The 22,852-nt window shown below is 71.4% G+C and carries 19 protein-coding genes and 3 tRNA genes; 10 read left to right on the plus strand and 12 right to left on the minus strand.

Annotated features, from left to right (window positions below):
* Positions 1-57: 57 nt before the first annotated feature.
* From gyrA to AC3YNX_RS04755, 4 genes are all read left to right on the plus strand, one after another.
* The gene (gene gyrA, locus AC3YNX_RS04740) at positions 58-2,595 is read left to right on the plus strand and encodes a DNA gyrase subunit A (protein WP_127781568.1); all 2,538 of its coding nucleotides are present in this window, start codon (positions 58-60) and stop codon (positions 2,593-2,595) included.
* The gene (locus AC3YNX_RS04745) at positions 2,592-3,398 is read left to right on the plus strand and encodes a DUF3566 domain-containing protein (RefSeq protein ID WP_489994747.1); all 807 of its coding nucleotides are present in this window, start codon (positions 2,592-2,594) and stop codon (positions 3,396-3,398) included. Before gyrA ends, AC3YNX_RS04745 begins: the two co-directional genes overlap by 4 nt.
* A gap of 86 nt (positions 3,399-3,484) precedes the next feature.
* Positions 3,485-3,558, plus strand: a tRNA-Ile gene (locus AC3YNX_RS04750).
* A gap of 215 nt (positions 3,559-3,773) precedes the next feature.
* Positions 3,774-3,849 (plus strand) — tRNA-Ala (locus AC3YNX_RS04755).
* A 71-nt stretch (positions 3,850-3,920) separates the two neighbouring features.
* On the opposite strand, the gene AC3YNX_RS04760 is transcribed toward AC3YNX_RS04755, so the two are convergent.
* Positions 3,921-4,439 (minus strand): hypothetical protein, encoded by a 519-nt coding sequence (locus AC3YNX_RS04760; protein WP_489994748.1) that lies wholly within the window; start codon positions 4,437-4,439, stop codon positions 3,921-3,923.
* 141 nt (positions 4,440-4,580) lie between these two features.
* On the opposite strand from AC3YNX_RS04760, the gene AC3YNX_RS04765 reads away from it, so the two are divergent.
* Both AC3YNX_RS04765 and AC3YNX_RS04770 read left to right on the plus strand, forming a co-directional pair.
* Entirely contained in the window at positions 4,581-5,132 is a 552-nt protein-coding gene (locus AC3YNX_RS04765; protein WP_127781572.1) for a peptidylprolyl isomerase, read from the plus strand.
* 31 nt (positions 5,133-5,163) lie between these two features.
* On the plus strand, positions 5,164-6,075 hold the full coding sequence (locus AC3YNX_RS04770; RefSeq protein WP_489994749.1) for a rhomboid family intramembrane serine protease: 912 nt from the start codon (positions 5,164-5,166) through the stop codon (positions 6,073-6,075).
* A gap of 7 nt (positions 6,076-6,082) precedes the next feature.
* Here AC3YNX_RS04770 and AC3YNX_RS04775 read toward each other — a convergent pair whose 3' ends face one another.
* Entirely contained in the window at positions 6,083-6,586 is a 504-nt protein-coding gene (locus AC3YNX_RS04775) for a PH domain-containing protein (protein ID WP_489994750.1), read from the minus strand.
* 56 nt (positions 6,587-6,642) lie between these two features.
* Here AC3YNX_RS04775 and AC3YNX_RS04780 point away from each other — a divergent pair, with 56 nt between their 5' ends.
* A complete protein-coding gene (locus AC3YNX_RS04780) occupies positions 6,643-7,812 on the plus strand; it encodes a thiolase family protein (RefSeq protein WP_127781577.1) in 1,170 nt (389 codons plus the stop codon).
* Positions 7,813-7,989: 177 nt separating this feature from the next.
* Here the strand turns inward: AC3YNX_RS04780 and crgA are convergent, their stop codons facing one another.
* Entirely contained in the window at positions 7,990-8,256 is a 267-nt protein-coding gene (crgA, locus tag AC3YNX_RS04785; RefSeq protein WP_489994751.1) for a cell division protein CrgA, read from the minus strand.
* Between the two features lie 102 nt (positions 8,257-8,358).
* On the opposite strand from crgA, the gene AC3YNX_RS04790 reads away from it, so the two are divergent.
* Positions 8,359-9,108 (plus strand): DUF881 domain-containing protein, encoded by a 750-nt coding sequence (locus AC3YNX_RS04790; RefSeq protein ID WP_489982296.1) that lies wholly within the window; start codon positions 8,359-8,361, stop codon positions 9,106-9,108.
* Positions 9,109-9,144: 36 nt separating this feature from the next.
* Positions 9,145-9,804 carry an aminodeoxychorismate/anthranilate synthase component II gene (locus AC3YNX_RS04795; RefSeq protein ID WP_489982297.1) on the plus strand — a complete coding sequence of 220 codons (660 nt, stop codon included), beginning with the start codon at positions 9,145-9,147 and terminating at the stop codon, positions 9,802-9,804.
* A 40-nt stretch (positions 9,805-9,844) separates the two neighbouring features.
* Here AC3YNX_RS04795 and pknB read toward each other — a convergent pair whose 3' ends face one another.
* The 7 genes from pknB to AC3YNX_RS04830 all read right to left on the minus strand — a co-directional run bounded on the left by pknB (position 9,845) and on the right by AC3YNX_RS04830 (position 19,839).
* Entirely contained in the window at positions 9,845-11,845 is a 2,001-nt protein-coding gene (pknB, locus tag AC3YNX_RS04800) for a Stk1 family PASTA domain-containing Ser/Thr kinase (RefSeq protein WP_127781583.1), read from the minus strand.
* On the minus strand, positions 11,842-13,335 hold the full coding sequence (locus tag AC3YNX_RS04805; protein WP_489994752.1) for a serine/threonine-protein kinase: 1,494 nt from the start codon (positions 13,333-13,335) through the stop codon (positions 11,842-11,844). The genes pknB and AC3YNX_RS04805 overlap by 4 nt, the downstream gene beginning before the upstream one ends.
* Positions 13,332-14,813 carry a peptidoglycan D,D-transpeptidase FtsI family protein gene (locus AC3YNX_RS04810; RefSeq protein ID WP_127781587.1) on the minus strand — a complete coding sequence of 494 codons (1,482 nt, stop codon included), beginning with the start codon at positions 14,811-14,813 and terminating at the stop codon, positions 13,332-13,334. The genes AC3YNX_RS04805 and AC3YNX_RS04810 overlap by 4 nt, the downstream gene beginning before the upstream one ends.
* Positions 14,810-16,255 carry an FtsW/RodA/SpoVE family cell cycle protein gene (locus AC3YNX_RS04815; RefSeq protein ID WP_127781589.1) on the minus strand — a complete coding sequence of 482 codons (1,446 nt, stop codon included), beginning with the start codon at positions 16,253-16,255 and terminating at the stop codon, positions 14,810-14,812. The genes AC3YNX_RS04810 and AC3YNX_RS04815 overlap by 4 nt, the downstream gene beginning before the upstream one ends.
* Positions 16,255-17,709 (minus strand): PP2C family protein-serine/threonine phosphatase, encoded by a 1,455-nt coding sequence (locus AC3YNX_RS04820; RefSeq protein WP_489994753.1) that lies wholly within the window; start codon positions 17,707-17,709, stop codon positions 16,255-16,257. The genes AC3YNX_RS04815 and AC3YNX_RS04820 overlap by 1 nt, the downstream gene beginning before the upstream one ends.
* Positions 17,706-18,170: an FHA domain-containing protein FhaB/FipA gene (locus AC3YNX_RS04825; protein WP_127781592.1), complete on the minus strand. Its 465-nt coding sequence runs from the start codon at positions 18,168-18,170 to the stop codon at positions 17,706-17,708. The genes AC3YNX_RS04820 and AC3YNX_RS04825 overlap by 4 nt, the downstream gene beginning before the upstream one ends.
* 118 nt (positions 18,171-18,288) lie before the next feature.
* Positions 18,289-19,839: an FHA domain-containing protein gene (locus AC3YNX_RS04830; protein WP_489994754.1), complete on the minus strand. Its 1,551-nt coding sequence runs from the start codon at positions 19,837-19,839 to the stop codon at positions 18,289-18,291.
* A 118-nt stretch (positions 19,840-19,957) separates the two neighbouring features.
* Between AC3YNX_RS04830 and AC3YNX_RS04835 the strand changes: the two genes are divergently transcribed.
* A tRNA-Leu gene (locus AC3YNX_RS04835) sits at positions 19,958-20,040 on the plus strand.
* A gap of 96 nt (positions 20,041-20,136) precedes the next feature.
* On the opposite strand, the gene AC3YNX_RS04840 is transcribed toward AC3YNX_RS04835, so the two are convergent.
* Both AC3YNX_RS04840 and AC3YNX_RS04845 read right to left on the minus strand, forming a co-directional pair.
* Positions 20,137-21,843, minus strand: a complete 1,707-nt coding sequence (locus tag AC3YNX_RS04840; protein WP_489994755.1) for a transposase — start codon at positions 21,841-21,843, stop codon at positions 20,137-20,139.
* Positions 21,843-22,838, minus strand: a complete 996-nt coding sequence (locus AC3YNX_RS04845; protein WP_489994756.1) for a hypothetical protein — start codon at positions 22,836-22,838, stop codon at positions 21,843-21,845. Before AC3YNX_RS04845 ends, AC3YNX_RS04840 begins: the two co-directional genes overlap by 1 nt.
* Between the last annotated feature and the right edge of the window lie 14 nt (positions 22,839-22,852).

A 22,852-nucleotide genomic window follows, 5' to 3' on the forward strand; every position in this document is an offset into this window, starting at 1 on the left:
CGCGAGCCACCTGAACACCCTGTCGGCACCCCACCAGAATCCCCGAAGGAGCACCACATGACCGACACGCCGCTGCCCCCCGAGGACGGCCCGGTCGGCATCGAGGGTGTCATCCGCGACCGGGTCGAGCCGGTCGACCTCCAGCAGGAGATGCAGCGCAGCTACATCGACTACGCCATGAGCGTGATCGTCGGCCGCGCCCTGCCGGAAGTTCGTGACGGACTCAAGCCGGTGCACCGCCGCGTGCTCTACGCGATGTACGACTCCGGCTTCCGTCCCGACCGTGGCTACGTGAAGTCCTCCCGCGTCGTCGGCGAGGTGATGGGCAACTACCACCCGCACGGTGACTCCTCGATCTACGACACCATGGTCCGTCTCGCCCAGCCCTGGTCGATGCGCTACCCGCTGATCGACGGCCAGGGCAACTTCGGCTCCGCCGGCAACGACCCCGCGGCGGCCATGCGGTACACCGAGTCGCGGCTGACCCCGCTGGCCATGGAGATGCTGCGCGACATCGACGAGGACACCGTCGAGTTCTCGCCCAACTACGACGGCCGCACCAGCGAGCCCGACGTGCTGCCCAGCCGGTTCCCGAACCTGCTGGTCAACGGCTCCGGCGGCATCGCGGTCGGCATGGCCACCAACATCCCGCCGCACAACCTGCGGGAGGTCGCCGACGCGGTGATCTGGGCGCTGGAGAACTACGAGGCCGACGAGGAGACCACCCTGGCGGCCTGCATGGAGCGGGTGAAGGGCCCCGACTTCCCCACCTCCGGACTGATCGTGGGCTCCGACGGCATCAACGAGGCCTACACCACCGGTCGCGGTTCCGTCCGGATGCGCGGCGTGGTCGAGGTGGAGGAGGACGCCCGCGGGCGCACCACCATCGTGGCCACCGAGCTGCCGTACCAGGTGAACCCCGACAACCTGGTCACCAGCATCGCCGAGCAGCTGCGGGACGGGAAGATCGCCGGGATCTCCGACATCCACGACGAGTCCTCCGACCGGGTGGGCATGCGCATCGTGCTCACCCTCAAGCGGGACGCCGTGGCCAAGGTGGTGCTGGCCAACCTCTACAAGCACACCCAGCTGCAGACCAGCTTCGGCTGCAACATGCTGTCCATCGTCGACGGGGTGCCGCGCACCCTGCGGCTGGACCAGATGATCCGGCTGTACGTCACCCACCAGCTCGACGTCATCGTGCGGCGCACCCGCTACCGGTTGCGCAAGGCCGAGGAGCGCGCCCACATCCTGCGTGGACTGGTCAAGGCGCTGGACGCTCTGGACGAGGTGATCGCCCTGATCCGGGCCTCCGCCTCCGCCGACGTCGCCCGCACCGGGTTGATGGAGCTGCTCGACGTCGACGAGCTGCAGGCCCAGGCCATCCTGGACATGCAGCTGCGCCGGCTGGCCGCCCTGGAGCGCCAGCGCATCATCGACGAGCTGGCCGAGATCGAGCGCACCATCGCCGACCTGCAGGACATCCTGGACCGGCCCGAGCGCCAGCGGCAGATCGTCCGTGACGAGCTCATGGAGATCGTGGACAAGTACGGCGACGACCGCCGCACGCGGATCGTGCCCGCCGACGGTGACGTGTCCATGGAGGACCTCATCGCCCGCGAGGACGTGGTGGTCACCATCACCGAGACCGGCTACGCCAAGCGCACCAAGACCGACCTGTACCGCGCCCAGAAGCGCGGCGGCAAGGGGGTGCAGGGCGCCGGGCTGCGCCAGGACGACATCGTGAGCAAGTTCTTCGTCTGCTCCACCCACGACTGGATCTTGTTCTTCACCACCAAGGGCCGGGTGTACCGCGCGAAGGCCTACGAGCTGCCCGAGGCCAACCGCACCGCGCGCGGACAGCACGTGGCCAACCTGCTGGCGTTCCAGCCGGACGAGAAGATCGCCCAGGTCATCCAGATCAAGGACTACCAGGTGATGCCGTACCTGGTGCTGGCCACCAAGGGCGGCCTGGTCAAGAAGACCCGGCTCAGCGACTTCGACTCCAACCGCTCCGGCGGCGTGGTGGCGATCAACCTGCGCGAGGGCGACGAGCTGGTGGGGGCCACGCTGTGCTCCGCCGAGGACGACCTGCTGCTGGTCTCCGCGCTCGGCCAGTCGATCCGCTTCTCCGCCACCGACGACGCGCTGCGACCGATGGGTCGGGCCACCTCCGGCGTGCTGGGCATGCGCTTCAACGGTGACGACGAGCTGCTGTCGCTGAACGTGGTCCGGGAGGGCACCTACCTGCTGGTGGCCACCGCCGGTGGCTACGCCAAGCGCACCCCGATGGACGACTACCCGGTGCAGGGTCGCGGCGGCAAGGGCGTGCTGACCATTCAGTACGACCGTCGCCGTGGCACTCTGGTCGGCGCACTCATCGTGGACATCGACGACGAGCTGTACGCCATCACCTCTGGCGGCGGGGTCATCCGGACCACCGCCAAGGAGGTGCGCAAGGCAGGTCGCCAGACCAAGGGCGTGCGGCTGATGAACCTCGGCGAGGGTGTCGAGCTGATCGCGATCGCCCGCAACGCGGACGAGGCGGGCCAGCCCGGCGACGACCAGCCCAACACCGTTAAGGAGCACTCATGAGCACTCCTCCCCGCCCCGGCGGGTCTGATCAGGGTGCCCCGCGGCCGGAGCAGCGCGGCGGTGAGCGTCCCGCCGCCCGGGGCGGCAACGGCTCCTCCGGCGAGCCCCGCCGCTCCGAGCCGGCACCCTGGCAGCGCGGTGGTACCGGCCGGGGCGGCGCGCCGGGGCTGGACGCCCCCACCACGCAGATGAGGCGCCCGGACCTGTCCCAGGAGATGCCGGACCTCTCCTCGGTGCCCCGCACCAGCGGGGGCCGTCCACCGGCGGGCAACCCGGCGCCTGCCCGGCGCGGGGAGGCCCGGCCGGGCAACGGCCAGGGTGGCACCGCCCGCCCGGCCACCGACCCGCGGGCACGCGACCGGCGGCCGGCCGAGGGCGAGCGGCGGGCCGAGGGCGAGCGGCGGGCCACGGCCACCGTGCAGCGCGGCCGCAAGGGTCCGCGCCGCGCGAGCCTGCAGGTCAAGCACTTCGACCCGTGGTCGGTGCTGAAGCTGTCGCTGGTGCTGTCCTTCGCGCTGTTCCTGGTGTGGATGGTGGCGGTGGGGGTGCTGTACCTGGTGCTGGACGGCATGGGCGTCTGGGACCGGCTGAACACCACCTTCACCGACTTCGTCTCGGTCAACGACCCCAACGCCGAGAGCTCACCGCTCATCGGGCCGGGCCGGGTGTTCGGCGTGGCCGCCATCGTCGGTGCGATCAACATCGTGCTGCTGACCGCACTGGCCACCATCAGCTCGTTCATCTACAACCTCACGTCCGACCTGGTCGGCGGCGTGGAGGTCACTCTCACCGAGCGCGACTGAGCGTCCGTGCGGCAGCGTTCCCGACCGCTGCCGTACGGGCGTTTTGGTACGACCCGGGCCGGTACGGTAACCTCGGTCCGGCATCGGGGCCTATAGCTCAGACGGTTAGAGCGCTTCCCTGATAAGGAAGAGGTCGGTGGTTCAAGTCCACCTAGGCCCACGAGATCCGTTGATCGAAGGAGTGTCAGTCGGCATGAGGATGCTCCTGGTCGCAGCCCTGGCCGCCGCGGCGGCCGGGTTCGCCCGGGCCCGAGCCCGGCAGCGCTCGACGGATCCATGGCACGAGGCGACCGAGCCGGCAGTGTCGGCGCAGCCGTCCTCGGGCAGGCACGCAGCACCAGAACCCCCCGCGGGAAGCTAGGCAGCAGCCCACCCGGGGACGTAGCTCAATTGGCAGAGCACTGCCTTTGCAAGGCAGGGGTTAGGGGTTCGATTCCCCTCGTCTCCACCAGCACAGGCCCCGTCCCCGCGTGATCGCGGAGGCGGGGCCTGTCCCATGTCCAGGGCTGGCTCGGTCCAGGGCTACTCGGTGGTGCGGCCCGCGCCCTCCGGAGCCCCGTTCGTGCCCGCGGGGGCGGCGCTGGGAGCAGTGGTGCCGTTCAGCGTCCGCACGCTCGGCGGGGCGTCTGCCGGCGGCGGCGCCACCGGCCGGCGGGAGGCCACCACGGCGGCGGCAGCGGTACCCCCGACGAGCAGCACGGCCACCAGCGGCCAGCGGCGCCGCTTCTTGGGCGGGTCGATGCGGCGGGCCAGACCGGCGCGCACCTCGGCCACGTCCAGCAGCTCGGGCAGGCTCAGCTCCGGCAGGCTCACCCGGGCAACCAGCTCACGCCCGGCCTCCCCGGTCTGGCGCAGGCGGCGCTCGGCCCGCTTGGCTGCCGCACCCTGGGCGGCCTTGACGGTCATCTTGGCCGCACCCAGACTGGCGACTGCGCCACTCTGGCTGAGCTTGACCGATCCACGGCGGGCGGCCCGCACGCCGGTGCCGACCACTCGGCCGGTCTCCTCGCCGAGCTTGGACAACACGGTCACCTCGTTCATCGTCACTCCTTCTCGCTGGTACCTGCCCAGCACAGGCTGGATCGCCTGAGTCCGGTGGGTCGCAGCCCATCCTGCCCGCCCCACGACAGCCAGGTCGGACGGGGCGCGACGTCGGATTGCCCAGGATGGCAGGATGGATTGGTGACTTCCTCAGAGAACAAGACCGCTGCCCCCGCCACCGCCACGGCGACGCTGCACACCAACCGCGGCGACATCCGCATCGCGCTGTTCGGCAACCACGCGCCCAAGACGGTCGCGAACTTCGTCGGGCTGGCCGACGGCAGCAAGGACTACTCGGAGAAGAACGCCCAGGGCGGGACCTCCGGGCCGTTCTACGACGGGTCGGTCTTCCACCGCATCATCGACAACTTCATGATCCAGGGCGGCGACCCCACGGGCACCGGTCGCGGCGGCCCGGGCTACCGCTTCGAGGACGAGTTCCACCCGGAGCTGCAGTTCGACCGCAAGTACCTGCTGGCCATGGCCAATGCCGGTCCGGGCACCAACGGCTCGCAGTTCTTCATCACCACGGCCCTGACCCCGCACCTCAACCGCAAGCACACCATCTTCGGCGAGGTCGTGGACGAGGAGTCCCGCAAGGTCGTCGACGCCATCGGCACCACCGCCGTGGACCGCAGCGACCGTCCGGTCGAGCCCGTGGTCATCGAGCGCGTCACCGTCGAGCAGGTCTGACCGACGCACTGACACCTCTGGTCACGCTGCGATGAGCAACCCCGCCTGGGGTCCACCCGGTACCGGTGCCTTCGGGGCCCCTGGTGCCGGGGACGGTCCCCAGGCCTGCTTCCGCCACCCCGACCGGCCCACCGGACTGCGCTGCAGCCGGTGCGGCCGGTCGGCGTGCCCGGAGTGCCTGCGCGAGGCCCCGGTGGGCTTCCACTGCGTGGACTGCCTCGCCCAGGGGCAGCGGGACCAGCGCCAGGCGGCGACCGTGGCCGGAGCCCCACTGGCTGCCAGCGCGCCGGTGCTCACCTACGGGCTCATCGGCGTCAACGTGCTCTTCTTCCTGGTCACCGTGCTCGACGCCGGCGGCCAGGTGCTGGACAACAACCGCTCCACGATCTTTCGTGACTTGGCCCTGTGGCCCTACGGGGTGGCCCTCGGCGACTGGTGGCGGCTGCTGAGCAGCGGCTTCCTGCACTTCGGCCCGCTGCACCTGCTGGTCAACATGTTCGCCCTCTACGTCCTGGGCCGGGACCTGGAGGTGCTGCTGGGCCGGTGGCGCTTCGCCGCGGTGTACCTGGTGTCGCTGCTCGGGGGCTCCGCCGCGGTGATGCTCTTCGCCGACCCGCGCAGCCTCACCGCGGGGGCCTCCGGCGCCATCTTCGGCCTGATGGGTGGGCTGGTGGTGGTGCTGCTGCGCCTGCGCCGCAGCGTGTCCGCCGCCCTCGGCATCATCGCCATCAACGTGGTGATCGGGCTGAGCGTGCCGGGCATCTCCATGGCCGGACACCTGGGCGGGCTCGTGGTGGGGGCCGCCGCCACCGCGGCCCTGGTCTACGCCCCGCGGGGTCGCGCCGTGCCGGTGCAGGTGTCGGCGCTGGCCGTGCTCAGCGTGGTCGCCCTCGCGGTGATCGTGGCACGCGTGCTGGCGCTGCGATCCCAGGCGGGGCTGTAGCCGGCGCTCACGCCCCGGGGCCGTCGGCCCCAGACCCGTCGGCCCCGAACCCGTCGGCCCCGAACCCGTCGGTCCCGAACCGGTCGGGGCGATAGCCCTGCACCACCCACAGCACGTCCTCCGGGTCGGTGCCCAGCTCCGCCTTGGTGAGCAGCAGCAGCGACTCGCGGTCGTCCTGCTGGACGGTCAGCTCGAGCACCCCCACCCGTCGACCCAGCCGGTGGTGCTGCACCACCTCGCAGCCGCGCAGCTGGGTCCAGCCCACCCGGCGCGCGCCCCACGGTCCGCGGACGGTCAGTCCACCGGCATCCACCGCCAGCCGGGGACGCGACCGAGCCCCGGCGAGCGCGGTGAGCAGCAGCCCCGCCGCGGCCAGCCCGATCAGCAGCCGGCCGGCGGGCTCGTCGGCGGCCACCGCCACCACCGCCAGCACCGCGCCTCCCACCGCCGCGTAGATCAGGGCGGCCGGCTTGGGGCCCCACGCCTGCGTTGTAGCGCCATAGTCGGACATGCCCTCTAGCATCGCTGATGAGGCACAACCATCCGATTGAAGGGCTGGAAACAACGATGCGTGACGCAGTCATCTGTGCGGCAGTGCGTACTCCGGTGGGCAAGCGTGGCGGGGGGCTCAGCGGGGTGCACGCGGTGGACCTCTCGGCCCACGCACTGAAGGCCCTGGTCGAGCGGACCGGCATCGATCCGTCCGTGATCGACGACGTGCACTGGGGCTGCGTGTCGCAGGCCGGGGAGCAGGCCGGCAACATCGGGCGCAACGCCGTGCTCGCGGCCGGCTGGCCGGAGTCCATCCCCGGCTTCACCCTGGACCGCCAGTGCGGCTCGTCCCAGCAGACCTTGCACACCGCGGCCGCGTCGGTGGTCTCCGGGCAGCAGGACGTGGTGATCGCCGGTGGCGTCGAGGTGATGTCCCGGGTCCCGATGGGCAGCAACGTCGGCACCGGGGCCGGGTTCCCCTTCGGCTCGGCCCGCACCCGGTACGAGAGCCAGCTGCAGGGCGAGGGCTTCAACGGCATGTTCAACCAGGGCGTCGGCGCCGAGCTGATGGCCCGGCAGTGGGGCTTGTCCCGCACCGCGGTGGACGAGTTCGCCGTGCGCTCGCACGAGCTGGCCGCCGCCGCGCAGGACGACGGCGCGTTCCTGGAGGAGATCGCCCCGATCACCGTGGACGGCACCGTCGTCTCGCAGGACGAGGGCATCCGCCGGGGGTCGTCGGTGGAGACCCTGGCCAAGCTGAAGACCCCGTTCCTGCCGGACGGCGTCATCACCGCGGGCAACGCCTCGCAGATCTCCGACGGCGCCGCGGCACTGCTGGTCACCACCAGCGAGAAGGCCGCCGAGCTGGGGCTGACCCCGCTGGCCCGCGTGCACGCCACCGCCGTGGTCGGCTCCGACCCGGTGATGATGCTGTCCGGTCCCATCCCCGCCACCGCCGCGGTGCTGAAGAAGTCGGGCCTGAGCATCGACGACATCGACACCTTCGAGGTGAACGAGGCCTTCGCGTCCGTGCCCATGGCGTGGCTGGCCGAGACGGGCGCCAAGGCTGACCGGCTCAACCCCTGCGGCGGCGCGATCGCGCTGGGCCACCCGCTCGGCGGTTCTGGTGCCCGCCTGATGACCACGATGGTGAGCTACCTGCAGCGCACCGGCGGCCGCTACGGGCTGCAGACGATGTGCGAGGGCGGCGGCATGGCCAACGCCACCATCATCGAGCGGCTCTGACGAGCTGTGCACAACCGGGGACAGAAGTTGTCCACAGGAGTTGTGCACACTGGGGATGAAATAACACCGTTGTGATTGCTCGGGCGCTCCGCGGTATCGACCCTGGTCAGCAGGCCGGGATCGGTACCGCGGGCGACTGGGCGCTCAGCGGGGCGCAACCGCCCCTGTGCGCGGAGGTCAGCGCCAGCGCATGGTCATCAACAGGCCAACGACCATGAGGCCGAAGCCGATCGCGAAGTTCCACGACCCCAGCTCGCTCATCCAGCTGATCTTGTCCACGGCCAGGTAGTTGACCACCAGCCAGATCAGGCCGAGCAGCATCAGGCCCAGCATCACCGTGACGTAGATCGGGTTGGACGGTCCGGCGTTGACCTTCACCGGCGTGCGCCGGGGGGAGCTGGCGCCGATGGGGGCTGACTTCTTGCGGACCTTCGACTTTGGCATGGTGTCCTCGGCTTGGTGGCGGGTCTGGCGTCTCGGCTTTCCACGCTAACGTAGCGGGCGGCCAACGGGGCCGCGGCGAGCGGCGATCTACCAAGTCATGGGGTGGTTGTGGACGCTCGGCAACGCCCCCGGCTCTGGCGGGTGGCCGTGCCGCTGGTGTGCCTGCTCGCCGGGCTGCTGCTGTCCACCACGCGGGAGGCCGCCCAGGGCGGTGAGCTGCGTGGCACCGGTGCCACCCGGCTGTCCGACCTGGTCCGCGGCGCCCAGCAGGACGTGGCCGCCGCAGAGGTCACCCGTACCCGGCTGCGGCTGCAGGCGGAGCAGCTGCAGCAGCGCGCCGCCGCCTCCGACGACGCGGTGGCCGCCGCGCTCGCCGACGTCGCCGCGCTGCAGCCCGGCGCCGGGCTCAGCGCCGTCACCGGGCCCGGTCTCACCGTCACCCTCACCGACGCGTCCCGCACCGCCACCGGCTCCTACGCCGCCGACGCCCAGCCCGACGACCTGGTGGTGCACCAGCAGGACCTGCAGAGCGTGCTCAACGCGCTGTGGGCCGGCGGGGCCGAGGCGGTGATGGTCCAGGACCAGCGGGTGGTGAGCACCTCGGCGCCCCGCTGCGTCGGCAACACCCTGCTGCTGCACGGGCGCACCTACAGCCCGCCCTACACCGTCTCCGCCATCGGCGACGCAGACCGCCTGCAGGACGCCCTGGCCGCCGAGCGGGGCGTGGTGATCTACAAGCAGTACGTCGCCCGCTTCGGCCTGGGGTACAAGGTGCAGGCCCGCGACACGCTGTCCCTGCCCGCCTACGAGGGCTCCGTCGCGCTGACCTCGGCCGTCGTCGTCCCCCGGTAGGAACCGCCGCGGGCAGTCGCTGAGTACCCTCAGTGCATGCGAATTTTGGTTGTCGACAACTACGACAGCTTTGTGTTCAACCTGGTGCAGTACCTGGGGCAGCTCGGCGTGCACGCCACGGTGGTGCGCAACGACGACCCGGTGCTCGACGACATCGCGGACTTCGACGGCGTGCTGCTGAGCCCGGGGCCGGGCACACCGGAGCGGGCGGGCCGGAGCATGGAGCTGGTGCACAGCTGCGCCGCCTCCCGCACCCCGCTGTTCGGGGTGTGCCTGGGCCACCAGGCCATCGGCGCCAGCTTCGGTGCCACCGTGGAGCGGGCCCCGGAGCTGCTGCACGGCAAGACCAGCATCGTGGAGCACCAGGGTGCGGGAATCTTGGCGGGGTTGCCGACGCCGTTCGTCGCCACCCGGTACCACTCGCTGACCGTGCGCCCGGACACCGTGCCGGCCGAGCTGGAGGTGACCGCGCGCACCGCCAACGGCATCATCATGGCGCTGCGCCACCGCGAGCTGCCCATCGAGGGCGTGCAGTTCCACCCCGAGTCGGTGCTCACCCAGGGTGGGCACCGGCTGCTGGCCAACTGGCTGCGCCGGTGCGGGTTCCCGGTGGAGGAGTCACTGGTGGCCCAGCTCGAGCAGGACATGCGCGACAGCCTCGGGGACCTCTCCGAGCTCAGCCCCGCGGCGGTCTAGGCCCCCAGGGAACCGCTCAGGGCACGCCTCAGGGAACCGCTCAGGGCACACAGCCGAGCGGCAGGGCGATGCCAGGCACCGGGCACCTGATGGGTGCCACCTCGGGCGGCGTGGTCGGCGCTGGGGGCGTGGTGGTGGGGGCCTGGAAGCGGCCCACCGTGATGGCGATCGGCGTGGTCGTGTCGATGTCGGTGCCGGCAGTGATGCTCTGCCCCTGCACCAGGCCCTGCTGAGACTGGTCGGTCACCGCCACCGCGGTGGAGGACAGCCCCGCAGAACCGCCCTTCCAGCCCGCCGCCTCCAGGGAGGCCTGCGCAGCGGCGGTGGTGATGCCCACCAGGTCCGGCATGGCCACCCGGTTGCCCCGGGAGACGCTCAGCGTCACCGTCGATCCCTGGGCCACCGAGCCACCGGCCGCGGGCTGCTGGGCGACGACCTTGCCCTGGGGGGCGGAGGAGTCGACGTTCTCCACCCGGCTGGCGAACTGCAGCTGCTTGAGGTTGCCCTGCGCCGACCCCACGTCCAGGCCCACCACCTGCGGGACGGGCACCAGCTGCGGTCCGCTGCCCAGCACCAGGGCGACGGTGCCGTTGGCGTTGGTCTGCGTGCCCGACCGGGGGTTGCTGTCCACCACCTTGTCCAGCAGCTGGGCGCTGGAGACAGCCCGGCCCGGGTTGGGTGCGACGGTGAAGCCGGCGTTGGTGAGCGCCGCGGTGGCCTCCGGCAGCGACAACCCGTTGACCTGCGGCACCGTGGCCTGCGGCGGACCGGAGGACACCCGCAGGATGATCACCGAGCCCTTCTCCTGCGAGCTGCCCACCGGGGGCGCGCTGTCCACCACCGAGTTCTTCTCCACCGTGGCGGAGGTGATGAACTCGCGCTTGGCGCTGAACCCGGCGCTGCTGAGCATGGTCTCGGCCACGGCCAGCGGCTGGTTGCGCACGTCCGGCACGGTGGTCTTCACCGGCCCGCTCTGGTAGGCGAAGGCGAACACCCCGACCAGCGCGAGCACGGCCACCAGCGCCACGGCGAGGGCGGCCAGCAGCCCCTTGCGCCGACGCTGGTCGTGGTGTGCGCCGTTGTCGTCCAGCCGCAGGTCCTCCTCGGCGCGGGCCCGGCGCGAGGCCGCGCTCAGCGCACCGGTGGGCCCGAGGATGGTGTCGCGCTCGGCGTCGGTCATCACCGAGGGGGCCGTCGGCCGGTTGCCGCCGAGCACCCGCACCAGGTCGCCACGCATCTCCCCGGCGCTCTGGTAGCGGTTGGCCGGGTTCTTGCTCATCGCCTTGAGGACGATGGAGTCCAGGGTGGCCGGCACGTTGGCGTGCACGGTGGACGGCGGGCGCGGGTCCTCGCGGACGTGCTGCACGGCCACGGCCACCGGGGAGTCACCGGTGAAGGGCGGTTCGCCGGTGATCAGCTCGTAGAGCACGCAGCCTGCGGCGTAGACGTCGGAGCGGGCGTCCACGTGGTCGCCGCGGGCCTGCTCGGGCGAGAGGTACTGCGCGGTGCCGATCACGGCGGCGGTCTGGGTCATCGTGGAGGCGCCGTCGGCGATGGCGCGGGCGATGCCGAAGTCCATCACCTTCACCGCGCCGGCCCGGTCGATCATCACGTTGGCGGGCTTGACGTCGCGGTGAATGATCCCGTGGCGGTGGGAGAAGTCCAGCGCCGCACAGACGTCAGCCATGATCTCCATGGCCCGACGGGGAGACAGCGGTCCCTCCGCGCGCAGCAGGTCGCGCAGGGTCTCCCCGTCGACGTACTCCATCACGATGTAGGGCAGCGGGCCCTCGTCGGTGTGCGCCTCACCGGTGTCGTACACCGCCACGATGGCCGGGTGGTTCAGCGCTGCGGCGTTCTGGGCCTCTCGGCGGAAGCGCAGGTAGAAGGAGGGCTCGCGGGCCAGGTCGGCACGCAGCACCTTCACCGCGACGTCGCGGTGCAGCCGCAGGTCCACCCCGCGGTGCACCTCGGACATGCCGCCGAAGCCGAGCGTCTCCCCCAGCTCGTAGCGGTCGGAGAGCCTGCGTGGGGTGCTCATCCCGTCGTTGCTCCTGGTGCGCCACCGGAAGTGGCCGTGGGGGTGGGTGTGCCGGTGGCGCCGGCGCTTCCAGTGGACCCGTTGCTGGTGGGCGCGGTACCGCCGGTGGTGCCCCGTCCGCCGGTGGCGCTGGGCACCGTCGGGGCGGGCGCGCTGGTGGTGGTGGGGGGCACAGTCGCCGTGGTCGTGCGCTGCGTCGTGGTCGGCGGCGCAGCCGTGGTGGTGGTGGGCGCCGGCGGCGGGGTGGTCGTGGTGGGCTCCTCGGTGGTGCTGGGAGCCTCGGTCGTGGTGGTCGCGCGGGTGGTGCTGGGCGCCCGCGTGGTGGTGGGGACCTGGGTGGTCGCGCTCGGTGCGGGCGCCTGGGTGGTGGTGGGCACCGGCACGCTGGGCGGGCCGTCGTCGTCACCGCCAGCAGAGCTGAGCAGCGCCCAGCCCCCCACGCCGAGCAGGGCGACCACCAGCACGGCGAGGATGGCCAGCAGCCCCTTGTTGGCGCTGGCGCGCTGCTGCTGGGCGACCGGGGAGTAGTCGGTGGCCTGCGTCGCCCCGGTCGGAGCCGCCGGTGGCACGGGAGAGGCAGCCATCCGCTGGGTGCGCGGGGGCGGAGCCGGCAGCGGTGGGGTCGCGGCCCCGGCCGGTCGCGCAGGGGAGCGCCCGGCCCGCACCGCGGCGATGGCGTCGGCGAACTGCCCCCCGGTGGCGTAGCGCTGCTGGGGGTCCTTGGCCATCGCCGACTCCAGCAGCACCCGGATGGTGGCCGGCACGTGCGGCGGCAGTGCGGGCGGCTGGTCGCGGACGTGCATCATCGCCACCGACAGCGGGTTGTCGCCGGTGAACGGGCGGCTGCCGGAGACCGCCTCGTGGCCCACCACGCCCAGGGCGTAGATGTCGCTGGCCGGGGTGGCCTCCTTCCCGAGCGCCTGCTCGGGGGCGATGTACTGCGCGGTGCCCACCACCATGCCGGTGCGGGTGACCGGGGCGGCGTCGGTGGCCTTGGCGATGCCGAAGTCGGTGATCTTCACCTGGCCGGTGGGCGTGATGAGGATGTTGCCGGGCTTGACGTCGCGGTGCACGATGCCACGGTTGTGCGCCGCAGCCAGGGCGCGGGCCGTCTGCTCCAGCATGTCCAGCGCCTGCTCGAGGTCCAGGGCACCCTCGCGGGCCAGCACGGCCGAGAGCGGCTCCCCGTCGACCAGCTCCATCACCAGGTAGGCGGTGTGGCGCTGGCCGTCGTCGAGGGTGGCTGTCTCGCCGTAGTCGTACACCCCGGCGATGCCCGGGTGGTTCAGCGCCGCGGCGGTGCGCGCCTCCACTCGGAAGCGGTCGACGAACTCGGAGTCGGAGGAGAACTCCGGCTTGAGCACCTTCACGGCGACGCGGCGGTTGAGCCGGGTGTCGATGGCCTCCCACACCTCGCCCATCCCGCCGACGGCGATCAGGCCGGACAGTCGGTAGCGGTCGGCGAGGACGGCGCCTGCACTCAGGCTCATCGGGGAACTCCTTGCAAGGCTGCGGCGATCACGGCTCGGCCGACTGGGGCGGCCACCGACGACCCGAGGGCGGCCAGCCCACGGTTGCCGCCGTTCTCCACCAGCACCGCCACAGCGACCTGCGGGTCCTTGGCGGGGGCGAACGCGATGTACCAGGTGTGCGGTGGGGTGTTCTTGGGATCGGCGCCGTGCTCGGCGGTTCCCGTCTTGGACGCGATCTGCACCCCGTTGATCTCGCCGCCGCTGCCCGCGCGGGCCTCGGCGCCGACCATCAGCTGGGTGAGGGTGGCTGCGGTCTGGGGGGACATGGCCCGGTCCAGCGCCTTGGGGGAGGTGGCGTCACCGAGGGGGGACAGGTCCGGCCCCTGCAGGCTCTGCACCAGGTAGGGCTGCATGCGCACACCGCCGTTGGCCACGGTGGCGGCGATGACGGCGTTCTCCAGCGGGGTCACCCGCACGTCGCGCTGGCCGATGGCGCTCTGCGCGAGGGCGGCGTCGTCGTCGATCGGCCCCAGCTCGGAGGTGGCCACCGGCAGCGGGATGTCCTGGGCGGGGGTGCCGATGCCCAGCGCCCGGGCCTGCGCCCGCAGGGCCGCGTCACCCTCCGCCACGCCGAGCTCGGCGAAGGCGGTGTTACAGGAGCGGGCGAAGGCCTCGGCGAAGGTGACCGTGGCGCCCGTGCCGCAGGTGGTGCCGTTGTAGTTCTCCAGCGTGGTGGTGGTGCCCGGCAGGGTGACCCGCGGGGCGGCGGTCACCTGGCTGTTCGGGGTGATCTTCCCCTCGCCGAGGGCGGCCGCCGTGGTCACCACCTTGAAGGTGGAGCCGGGCGGGTAGGTCTCCGAGGTGGCCCGGTTGGTCAGCGGGGAGGCGGGGTCGTCCTGCAGCGCCGCCCACGCCTGCTGCCGGACGTTCGCGTCGTGGCTGGCCAGCGCGTTCGGGTCGTAGCTGGGGGTGCTGACCATGGCCAGGATCTCCCCGGTCTTGGGCCGGATGGCCACCACCGAGCCGGTGTAGCCGCGAGAGGTGAGCTGGTCGTAGGCGGTCTGCTGCACCCGGGGGTCGATGGTCAGGTTGACGTTGCCCCCGCGCGGGTCGCGCCCGGAGATCAGGTCGAACAGCCGCCGACCGAACAGGCGGTCGTCGGAGCCGTTGAGCACCGAGTCCTCGGCCCGCTCGATGCCGGTGGTGGCGTACTGGATGGAGTAGTAGCCGGTGATCGGGGCGTACACCCGCGGGTTGGTCGGGTACTGGCGCAGGAACTTGAACCGGTCGGAGGTGGCCTCCGACGACGCGAGCACCTGGCCACCGGTGGAGATCTGCCCGCGCTGGCGGGAGTACTCGTCCAGCAGCACCCGCTGGTTGCGCGGGTCGGCGCGCAGGCTGTCGGCCTGGAACACCTGGATGTAGGTGATGTTGCACAGCAGCGCCACGATCAGCACCATCACGGCGAACGCCACCCGGCGAAGTGGTTTGTTCACGGGCGCTTCACCATTTGCGTCGGGGCGTCCGCGATGGGAGTGGACGGAGTCGTGCGCGGGCGACGGGGCTGCGCCGGGCGGCGGGCAGCGTCAGAGATGCGGAGCAGGATGGCCACCAGGATGTAGTTGGCGAGCAGGGACGATCCCCCGTAGGACACGAACGGCGTGGTCAGGCCGGTGAGCGGGATGAGCTTGGTGACGCCACCGACGACGACGAAGACCTGCCAGGCGAGGGTGAACGCCAGCCCGCCGGCCAGCAGCTTGCCGAAGGTGTCGCGGACGGCGATGGCCGTGCGCATGCCTCGGATGACCAGCACCGTGAAGACCATGAGCACCGCGCCGACACCGATGAGGCCCAGCTCCTCGCCGATGGCGGCGACGATGAAGTCGGTCTTGGCGAACGGCACGGTCTCCGGGCGCCCAGCGCCCAGCCCGGTGCCCCCCACCCCGCCGGTGCCCAGGCCGAACAGCGACTGGGAGATCTGGTAGCCGCCGGTGTCGTAGGTCTCGTAGGGGTCCAGCCAGGTCTGCACCCGCACCTGGACGTGGGAGAACAGGTGGTAGGCCACGAAGCAGCCGGCCAGGAACAGCCCGCCACCGATGAGCAGCCAGCTCACCCGCTCGGTGGCCATGTACAGCATCACCAGCAGCGTGCCGAAGATGAGCAGCGCGAACCCAAGGTCCTTGTTGAACACCACCACCGCGATGGACACGCCCCACGCCAGCAGCATCGGTGCCAGGTCGCGGGCTCGGGGCAGGTCCATCCCCAGCACGTGCTTGCCGGCGGTGTCGAACAGGTCGCGCTTGGCCACCAGGAACGCCGCCGTGAAGATCAGCAGCAGGATCTTGGCGAACTCGCCGGGCTGGATGGAGAAGCCGAACAGCAGGATCCAGCTCTTGCCGCCGTTGACCTCGCTGAAGCGGGCCGGCAGCACCGCCGGGGTGATCAGCAGCACCAGGCCGAGCAGGCCGAAGGTGTAGCCGTAGCGGGCCAGGCTGCGGTGGTCGCGGACGAACCACAGCAGGGCCAGGAACAAGGCCAGGCCCAGCGTGGTCCACAGCAGCTGACCGGGAGCGTCTGCGCCGGGAACCACTCGCCCGGCCTGCGACGCCGTGGCGGCTCCCGCCAGGTCGATGCGGTGGATCATCACCAGGCCCAGGCCGTTGAGCAGCGCCACGCACGGCAGGATCAGCGGGTCGGCGTAGGTCGCCCAGCGCCGCACGGCCAGGTGCGCCAGGGCGAAGATCCCCAGGTAGGCGCCGCCGACCACGAGCAGGTCGCTGGAGAGCGTCTGGTCCTGGTTGGCCTCGACCAGGACCAGGGCGGAGGTGGTGATGACGGCGGCGAAGGCGAGCATCAGCAGCTCGGCCCCGCGGCGCGGGCGCGCCTCGGGGCTGACGGAGAGACCGGCGGGCGGGCTGGCCGGGCCGTTGCTGGGCATCAGCCCGCGCCCCGGCAGTCCTGGCCCGCGACGGGGCTGGGCACGGGCAGGTCGGTGCCCCGCGGCTCGTTGCCTGCGGTCGCCCCGGGGTCCAGCGGGCTCAGGCTCGGGGTGGTGGGGGCCGGCGCAGTGGATTGCGGAGTGGAGGACGGCTGCCCGGACGGGGCCGCGGGCACCGGCGATGCTGCAGCCTCCTCGCCGCACAGCGGCAGCAGCTCGGTGCGCACCAGCTGGTTGATCTGTTGGCGGGCCTGGTCCAGGGTGCCGTCGGGCAGCCCCGCGCTCACCTGGGAGCGGGCCGAGGGCCGCAGGTCGGTCAGGCGCAGCGCGGTGCAGCCGTCGCCGGCGGCAGGATCGGACAGGCGCAGCTCACCGCTGGTGTCCAGGCAGGCCTGCTCGGCGACACCCTGCAGGTTGACCCCGAGGATGCTGCCGCTGACGCCGCGGAACACCGCGACCTTGTCGTCGCGCACGCCCACGTAGTAGTTGGACTGGATGAGGGCGCGGCCCACCAGGGTGGCGATCACCAGCAGCACCAGCAGCACCAGCAGGGCGACCAGCCGGCGCCACAGCCGCTTGCGGGGCTTGCCGGCCGGCTCCGGGGGCGGCCCGACCTGCTGGGGTCCCACCCGTGCCGGGTTGACCGCGGCCGCACGGCCGGCGGCGGTGTTGGGGGTGTCCTGCACCTCGTCGATCCCGGAGACCGCCCCGGCCACGATCGGGCGGTCCTCGCCGTACTCGACGTCCACCACGTCGGCGACGATCACGGTGATGTTGTCCGGTCCGCCGCTGCGCAGGGCCAGGTCGATCAGCCGGTCGGCGCAGTCCTCGGGATCGGGAATCTGGAGCGTGTCCTTGAGCGTCTCGTCGCTGACCGGGCCGGTGAGGCCGTCGGAGCAGAGCAGGTAGCGGTCGTGGGCGCGCGCCTCGCGGATGGTGAGGCTGGGCTCGACGTCGCTGCCGGTGAGCGCCTGCAGCAGCAGGGAGCGCTGCGGGTGGTTGGCCGCCTCGTCGGCGGTGAGCCGGCCCTCGTCCACCAGTGACTGCACGAAGCTGTCGTCGTGGGTGATCTGGGTGAGCACGTCGTCGCGGAGCAGGTAGGCGCGGGAGTCGCCGACGTGCACCATGCCCAGCCGCTTGCCGGAGAACAGCATCGCGGTGAGGGTGGTGCCCATGCCGTCCAGCTCGGGCTCGTTGGCCACCAGGTCGGTGATGGCGTCGTTGCCGGCGTGGGTGGCGTTCTCCAGCTGCAGCAGCAGGTCCTGGCGGGGGTCCTCGTCGTCCAACGGGGCCAGCGCGGCGATGACGATCTTGGACGCCACCTCACCAGCGGCGTGACCGCCCATCCCGTCGGCCACCGCCAGCAGCCGGGGACCGGCGTAGACGGAGTCCTGGTTGTTTGACCGGACCAATCCCCTGTCGCTGCGAGCCGCGTATCGCAGAACCAGGGTCATGGGCGCAGCTCGATCACGGTCTTGCCGATGCGCACCGAGGTGCCCAGCGGCACCCGTACCGGTGAGGTCACCTTGTCCCGGTCGAGGTAGGTGCCGTTGGTGGAGCCGAGGTCCTCGACGTACCAGTCCGTCCCGCGCGGGGAGAGCTTGGCGTGACGGGTGGAGGCGTAGTCGTCGGTGAGCACCAGCGTGGAGTCGTCGGCCCGGCCCAGCAGCACCGGCTGGGTGCCCAGGGTGATGCGGGTGCCGGCCAGCGCGCCGTGGGTGACCACCAGCTGGCGGGCGACCTTCGGGTTGCGCCGGGACTGCCGCGGGCGTGTGCTGGTCTGGCTGGGCAGCGCCACCCGCAGCCCGGACGCGGCGTAGAGGTCGGTGCGCAGCACCCGCAGTGCCGCGAACACGAACAGCCACAGCAGGATCAGGAAGCCGCCGCGGGTGAGCTGGAGGATCAGTCCCTGCACGGTTGCGAGCACCTCCCTCGTGGTTGTCCGGTGGCTGTTGCAGTGTGGCACCGCCGTACCGGGTACCGGGTGGGGAGGTGCCCGTGACGGCGCCCCAAGCTCTGGCTGAGGACTCTAGCTAATTCTGGATGTGCACCACGACGTTCGAGCTGCCGGCGCGGATCACGTCGCCGTCGGCGAGCTGCCAGTTCTGCACGGGTGAGCCGTTGACGGCGGTGCCGTTGGTGGAGCCGAGATCGGTGAGCATGGCCACGCTGCCGTCCCAGGTGATCTCCAGGTGTCGCCGGGAGACCCCGGTGTCCGCCACGCGGAAGTCGGCGTCCTGCCCGCGGCCGACCACGTTGCTGCCGTTCTTGAGCGTGTGGGTACGGCCGCTGCCGTCGTCCAGGTGCAGCGACGCAGTCAGGCCCTGGCTCGCGCTGGCCTGCGGGCCGCCGTAGCGCTCGTCGTAGTAGCCCACCTGGGTCTCGAAGCCGCCCGACTGCGGGTAGGCCTGCTCTGAGCCCGGGTTGTTCTCCGGCTGTGGATAACTCGGCCCTTGCTGTGGATAGCTCGGCTGCGAGTAGCCCGCGGGGGCGTATCCGGCGCCGCTGTAGGCCGGTGCGGAGTCCTGGCTGGGGTGCCCCTGCGACGGGTAGGAAGCACCCTGCTGCGGGTATCCACCCTGGTAGCCGGGCTGCTGGCCGTACCCGGGGTCGGCGTAGCCCGGCTGCTGCGGGTATGCGGGCGGCTGCCCGTAGCCCGGTGCGGGGGGCTGTGCATAACCTGCGCGCGGATCCGGAGCCTGACCGTTGCCCGGCTGGTCCTGCGGCCGCTGGCGCTCCGCCTGCTGCGAGTACCCGCCCGGGTAGCCACCCTGCTGCGGTGGACCCTGGTACCCGAAGGACTCGGCCGGCTGCGGGTAGCCCGGAGGCTGGCCGTGCCCGCCCGCCGCGTAGCCGCCCTGGGGGTAGCCGGCCGGCGGGCCGTAGGGGTACCCGCCCTGCGGTGCGGCGGGCGCGGGGCCCTGGGGCCCGCTGGCCGCGGGGGCGTCCGGTGCGGCGGGTGCTGGGTAGCCACCGGAGCGCTCGCCCGGCTCGGCACCGGGTCCCGCGTCCTCGGCGGCACTGACGGGCTGCCAGGGTGCCCGCGGCGCGGAGTCTGGTCCCTGCCCCTCGGGGTGGCGGTCGAAGCCGTTGTCCTGGCTCATGGGGGCTGCTCCTGAGAGGTGGGCGAGGTCACCAGACCCACGCTGGGGGTGCGGCACGTGCTCGGATGAACTCGGTGCGGGCGGGCGGTAGGGCATGGCGTGCACCGCGTCGGGGTCGACGCTCGAGGTGATGCGGAACTGCCCGGTGTGCAGGGAGTCGGAGGGCTCCAGGCGCACCGCGACGCCGCCGTAGGTCTGCCAGGCGTGCTGGTCGATCTCGTCACGGGCGAACCCGGCGAGCATGTCCGCAGCCTTGCGCTGGTCCCCGGCGAGGCGGGTGTGGTCGGAGGTGCTGAGTGCCACGACATAGCTGTTGGGGGCGAGCCAGTGGCCACCGGGAAGCTGGCGGGCGCCGTCGGAGGCTTCCCTGCGCACAGCCTGCTCCAGCTCCTGCGGAACCACCCCGCCCCCGAACACCCGGGCAAAGGCGTCTCCGACAGCGTCCTCGAGCTTGCGCTCGAAGCGTTGGACGATGCCCACTGCGGCCCTCCTCCTGAGTTGTCCAGATCGTGCCTTGTCAGCCGATCGTATCGGCATCGCTGATGGGGAGGCCGTCAAACGGCCCCCCGGCAGCGTGCTAATCTTCCCCGCGTCGCTCGGGCGAGTGGCGGAATGGCAGACGCGCTGGCTTCAGGTGCCAGTGTCCTCCGGGACGTGGGGGTTCAAGTCCCCCCTCGCCCACCGAGAGCTGTTAGTGAGTTGATCACGAACAGTTAGTAGGTTGACAGCACGAGAAGCCCCGGCCTCAGGCCGGGGCTTCTCGTGGTTTTCAGGTTGTTACGCAGCCGCTTCGACGAGGACGTCATCCCCCGCAGCGTGCCGCTGAGCGACCTCCTCGGCTTCGGTGGCGCTGAGCCACTTCCAGCCATGGTTGTCTGCCTCGGGCTGGAGCAGCGGGTGCTCGGCGGGGCCGGTCTGGTACTGCGTGTGCCAGTCGCGGAGCTGGCGGATGTTGTAGCTGACCGCGACAGCGGTGAGCGCCAGACGGACCATGGTGAGCCCGGTGATGTGGAAGTGTCCCCGCTCTAGGTTCTCGGTGGAGGAGTTCTTGATGTTGCCGAAGACACCCTCGACGTAGGTGCGCCGGGCGTAGCTCGCTCGCCAGGTGGCGCCTCCCCAGTAGTGCTCCTGCCACAGCTTGCGCTGGGCGTCGTTCTGCATGGTGATGGTGGTCTGGGTGCAGCACTTGCCAGGGTTGGTGGGCGGGTTCTGGATGACCGGCAGGCCCGTGATGGTTGCCACAGCCTCGCTTCCGGCCACGAGGGGGCAGCCGACTGAGCCAGCGCGGGCCGGGCACATGTACCGCGGTTTGCCGGGCAGGGTCTCCCCGGAGGCGGTCTTGCGGGGCGCGGTCCTACCGTTGCGGGTGAAGGCGAGCAGCTGCCTGCGCTCGATGTCGGCGTGGTGTTGTCGGCGCACCTTTATCGGCTGGGTGGGGGAAGGACTCGGCAGCCGCCCGAGGTCAGCGGCGGTGGTCGGGCAGTGCGGCACTCCTGCGGCGAGCTTGGCGCCCTGGTACTCGCGCCAACCCTGGTCGTTCTCGTGCAGGTCCAGGACCGGTGCGATGCCTAGTGCTTCGAGCTGGAGAGCCCAGCGATCGGGGGTCTTGTAGCTGTAGTGGCGGTCGGCGAGGAGCTCGTCCACGGCGATGTCCCGTGCCTGCATGCGCCTGAGGATGCCGAGGCTGACGTCGACGATGTCCTCGTCGGCCGGGGTGATGTCGAAGTCCGCGATGACGGTGGGTACGTGTCGTCGGTCGTGGCCGAGCTTGGGGACGGAGACGACCGCGTGCATTTGGTAGCCGAAGAAGATTTCCCTTCCTCCGACGCGGGCGGTCTTGTATCCCCACGTGGCGTCCCTGCACCGTTGTGGCCCTCTCCGGGTGAGGGGGTTAGCGGTCGGCGCTGCCTTCTCGAGCTGGTTGGCGTAGGCATGGTCCTGCTCATCGTCCACCGGGCCGCCGTCATTGGGGCTTGCTTTCGGTCCGCCGATGCTCCAGGACCAGACTCCTGTGCCGTCGATCGCGAAGCTGCTGGAGGTGAAGGGCAGCCGGGTAGCGGTGAGCAGGGCGGTGGCGATGGATTCCACCGTGTCGCGCCGCCGTGCTCGCTCGTCGGCGCTGAGGTCGGGGTGCTCACCAGTGCCGTAGCCGAGGTGGCGGTCGATCTTGCGTGTGAGGTTGTAGAAGGCGCTGACGCTGATCATCTTGACCTCTTCGTTGGGAAGTTTTGTGGCGATCCCGAGGGCGTATTGATCGTTCAGGGGTAGGCCCGTGGTGAGCAGTTTGTGGATGTGGGAGATGACGAAGTCGCCCTTCCGGCCACCGTTGAGGATGGCGCCGACGAAAAACAGCCGACAGTGCAGCGCCAGCTGCCCCTTGGGTCCCCTCTGGTCCTTCCTCAGCGCCTGCGCCAGCAATGTCGCGGCGCCGGAGGAGTCGACGACGTGTAGCGCTCGCTCAAGGTCTCCGCGGGTCAGGCTCATCAGCCGACCTCGCCGTCACGCGTGATCACGGTCGTGCTGGTTTCAGAGGTGGCGAGGTAGCCGAGCAGATCGGTCAGGGTGCGGGCTGACCGCAGTCCGGATGCGGCCATGATCACCGAGAGCGGGACAGGGCAGGTCAACAGCCAGGTCAGCCAGGTGCTGCGGAGGCGGCTGAGCTCGATCTGGGGTGCGCCCCCGAGGATGGTGGCTCGCTCGACCACCTTGTTGCCGACGTTCCTGCGGCCCTCCGTCCGTCCCGTGATGAGGTCGGTCTCACGGAGGCCTGCGACTCCGCTGCGGACCAGGTCCTCGTAGCACCGGCGCACCATTACCCGCCGCGGCGTGCGGGAGGTGATAGTCACCAGGATTCCGCCGGCCTCCCCACGATCGTCGACATCGCGACGCCGCAGGACGCGGAAGTCTTCGGAGTCGAGGCCTGCGCCGAGCCCCAGTCCGACCAGGGCGGAGAGCTGGCGACCTGAGGTTTCGGTGGGTTGCGTCGTCGCCACTCGGACGATGGTGGCGACCTCGTCGGCGCTGTAGGGCGGGCGCACCGCCCGGTAGGCGATGGGCGGTGGCTTGGGCGGCGCATCGGGCCCGGGGTTGACCCGGCGTGCCAGCGACCGGAGTGCGGAGCGAATGCTGGCGCGGCTCTGGGTGCTGGGGCAAGACAGGTTGGCGGCGTAGGTGTCGATGCCGGTGTAGGTCATCAGGGCTGCGACGGTGATGGGGCGGTGGCACCGGTGCGCGTCGAGCATGTACAGCGCCAGGTGGGAGAGGGTGTCCTTGAAGGTGCGGGGGCTGGTGACCTTGCTGCGGAGCATGACCTCGCGGAAGACCGGCTCGATGGCTGCCCACTCGGCTTCAGTGGCTCGTGGACGGTAGTCCTCCAGTCTCGCGGCCAGGTCGGGCGGCAACGGGGCGGGGTCGGTGCGCTGGTCGAGCAGGGCCTTGCGGCGTCGGCGCATCTCGGCCTTGCTGATCGTGGGGGCCATGGGTCTCTCCGGTC

This window comes from Rhodococcus sp. Z13_19A (genome assembly GCF_058133575.1).

Excerpts from the sequence above, each read along its gene's own strand:
- gyrA (WP_127781568.1), top strand. The coding sequence starts at position 58 with ATGACCGACACGCCGCTGCCCCCCGAGGACGGCCCGGTCGGCATCGAG.
- AC3YNX_RS04745 (WP_489994747.1), top strand. The coding sequence starts at position 2,592 with ATGAGCACTCCTCCCCGCCCCGGCGGGTCTGATCAGGGTGCCCCGCGG.
- AC3YNX_RS04760 (WP_489994748.1), bottom strand. The coding sequence starts at position 4,439 with ATGAACGAGGTGACCGTGTTGTCCAAGCTCGGCGAGGAGACCGGCCGA.
- AC3YNX_RS04770 (WP_489994749.1), top strand. The coding sequence starts at position 5,164 with ATGAGCAACCCCGCCTGGGGTCCACCCGGTACCGGTGCCTTCGGGGCC.
- AC3YNX_RS04775 (WP_489994750.1), bottom strand. The coding sequence starts at position 6,586 with ATGTCCGACTATGGCGCTACAACGCAGGCGTGGGGCCCCAAGCCGGCC.
- AC3YNX_RS04780 (WP_127781577.1), top strand. The coding sequence starts at position 6,643 with ATGCGTGACGCAGTCATCTGTGCGGCAGTGCGTACTCCGGTGGGCAAG.
- crgA (WP_489994751.1), bottom strand. The coding sequence starts at position 8,256 with ATGCCAAAGTCGAAGGTCCGCAAGAAGTCAGCCCCCATCGGCGCCAGC.
- AC3YNX_RS04795 (WP_489982297.1), top strand. The coding sequence starts at position 9,145 with ATGCGAATTTTGGTTGTCGACAACTACGACAGCTTTGTGTTCAACCTG.
- pknB (WP_127781583.1), bottom strand. The coding sequence starts at position 11,845 with ATGAGCACCCCACGCAGGCTCTCCGACCGCTACGAGCTGGGGGAGACG.
- AC3YNX_RS04805 (WP_489994752.1), bottom strand. The coding sequence starts at position 13,335 with ATGAGCCTGAGTGCAGGCGCCGTCCTCGCCGACCGCTACCGACTGTCC.
- AC3YNX_RS04815 (WP_127781589.1), bottom strand. The coding sequence starts at position 16,255 with ATGCCCAGCAACGGCCCGGCCAGCCCGCCCGCCGGTCTCTCCGTCAGC.
- AC3YNX_RS04820 (WP_489994753.1), bottom strand. The coding sequence starts at position 17,709 with ATGACCCTGGTTCTGCGATACGCGGCTCGCAGCGACAGGGGATTGGTC.
- AC3YNX_RS04840 (WP_489994755.1), bottom strand. The coding sequence starts at position 21,843 with ATGAGCCTGACCCGCGGAGACCTTGAGCGAGCGCTACACGTCGTCGAC.
- AC3YNX_RS04845 (WP_489994756.1), bottom strand. The coding sequence starts at position 22,838 with ATGGCCCCCACGATCAGCAAGGCCGAGATGCGCCGACGCCGCAAGGCC.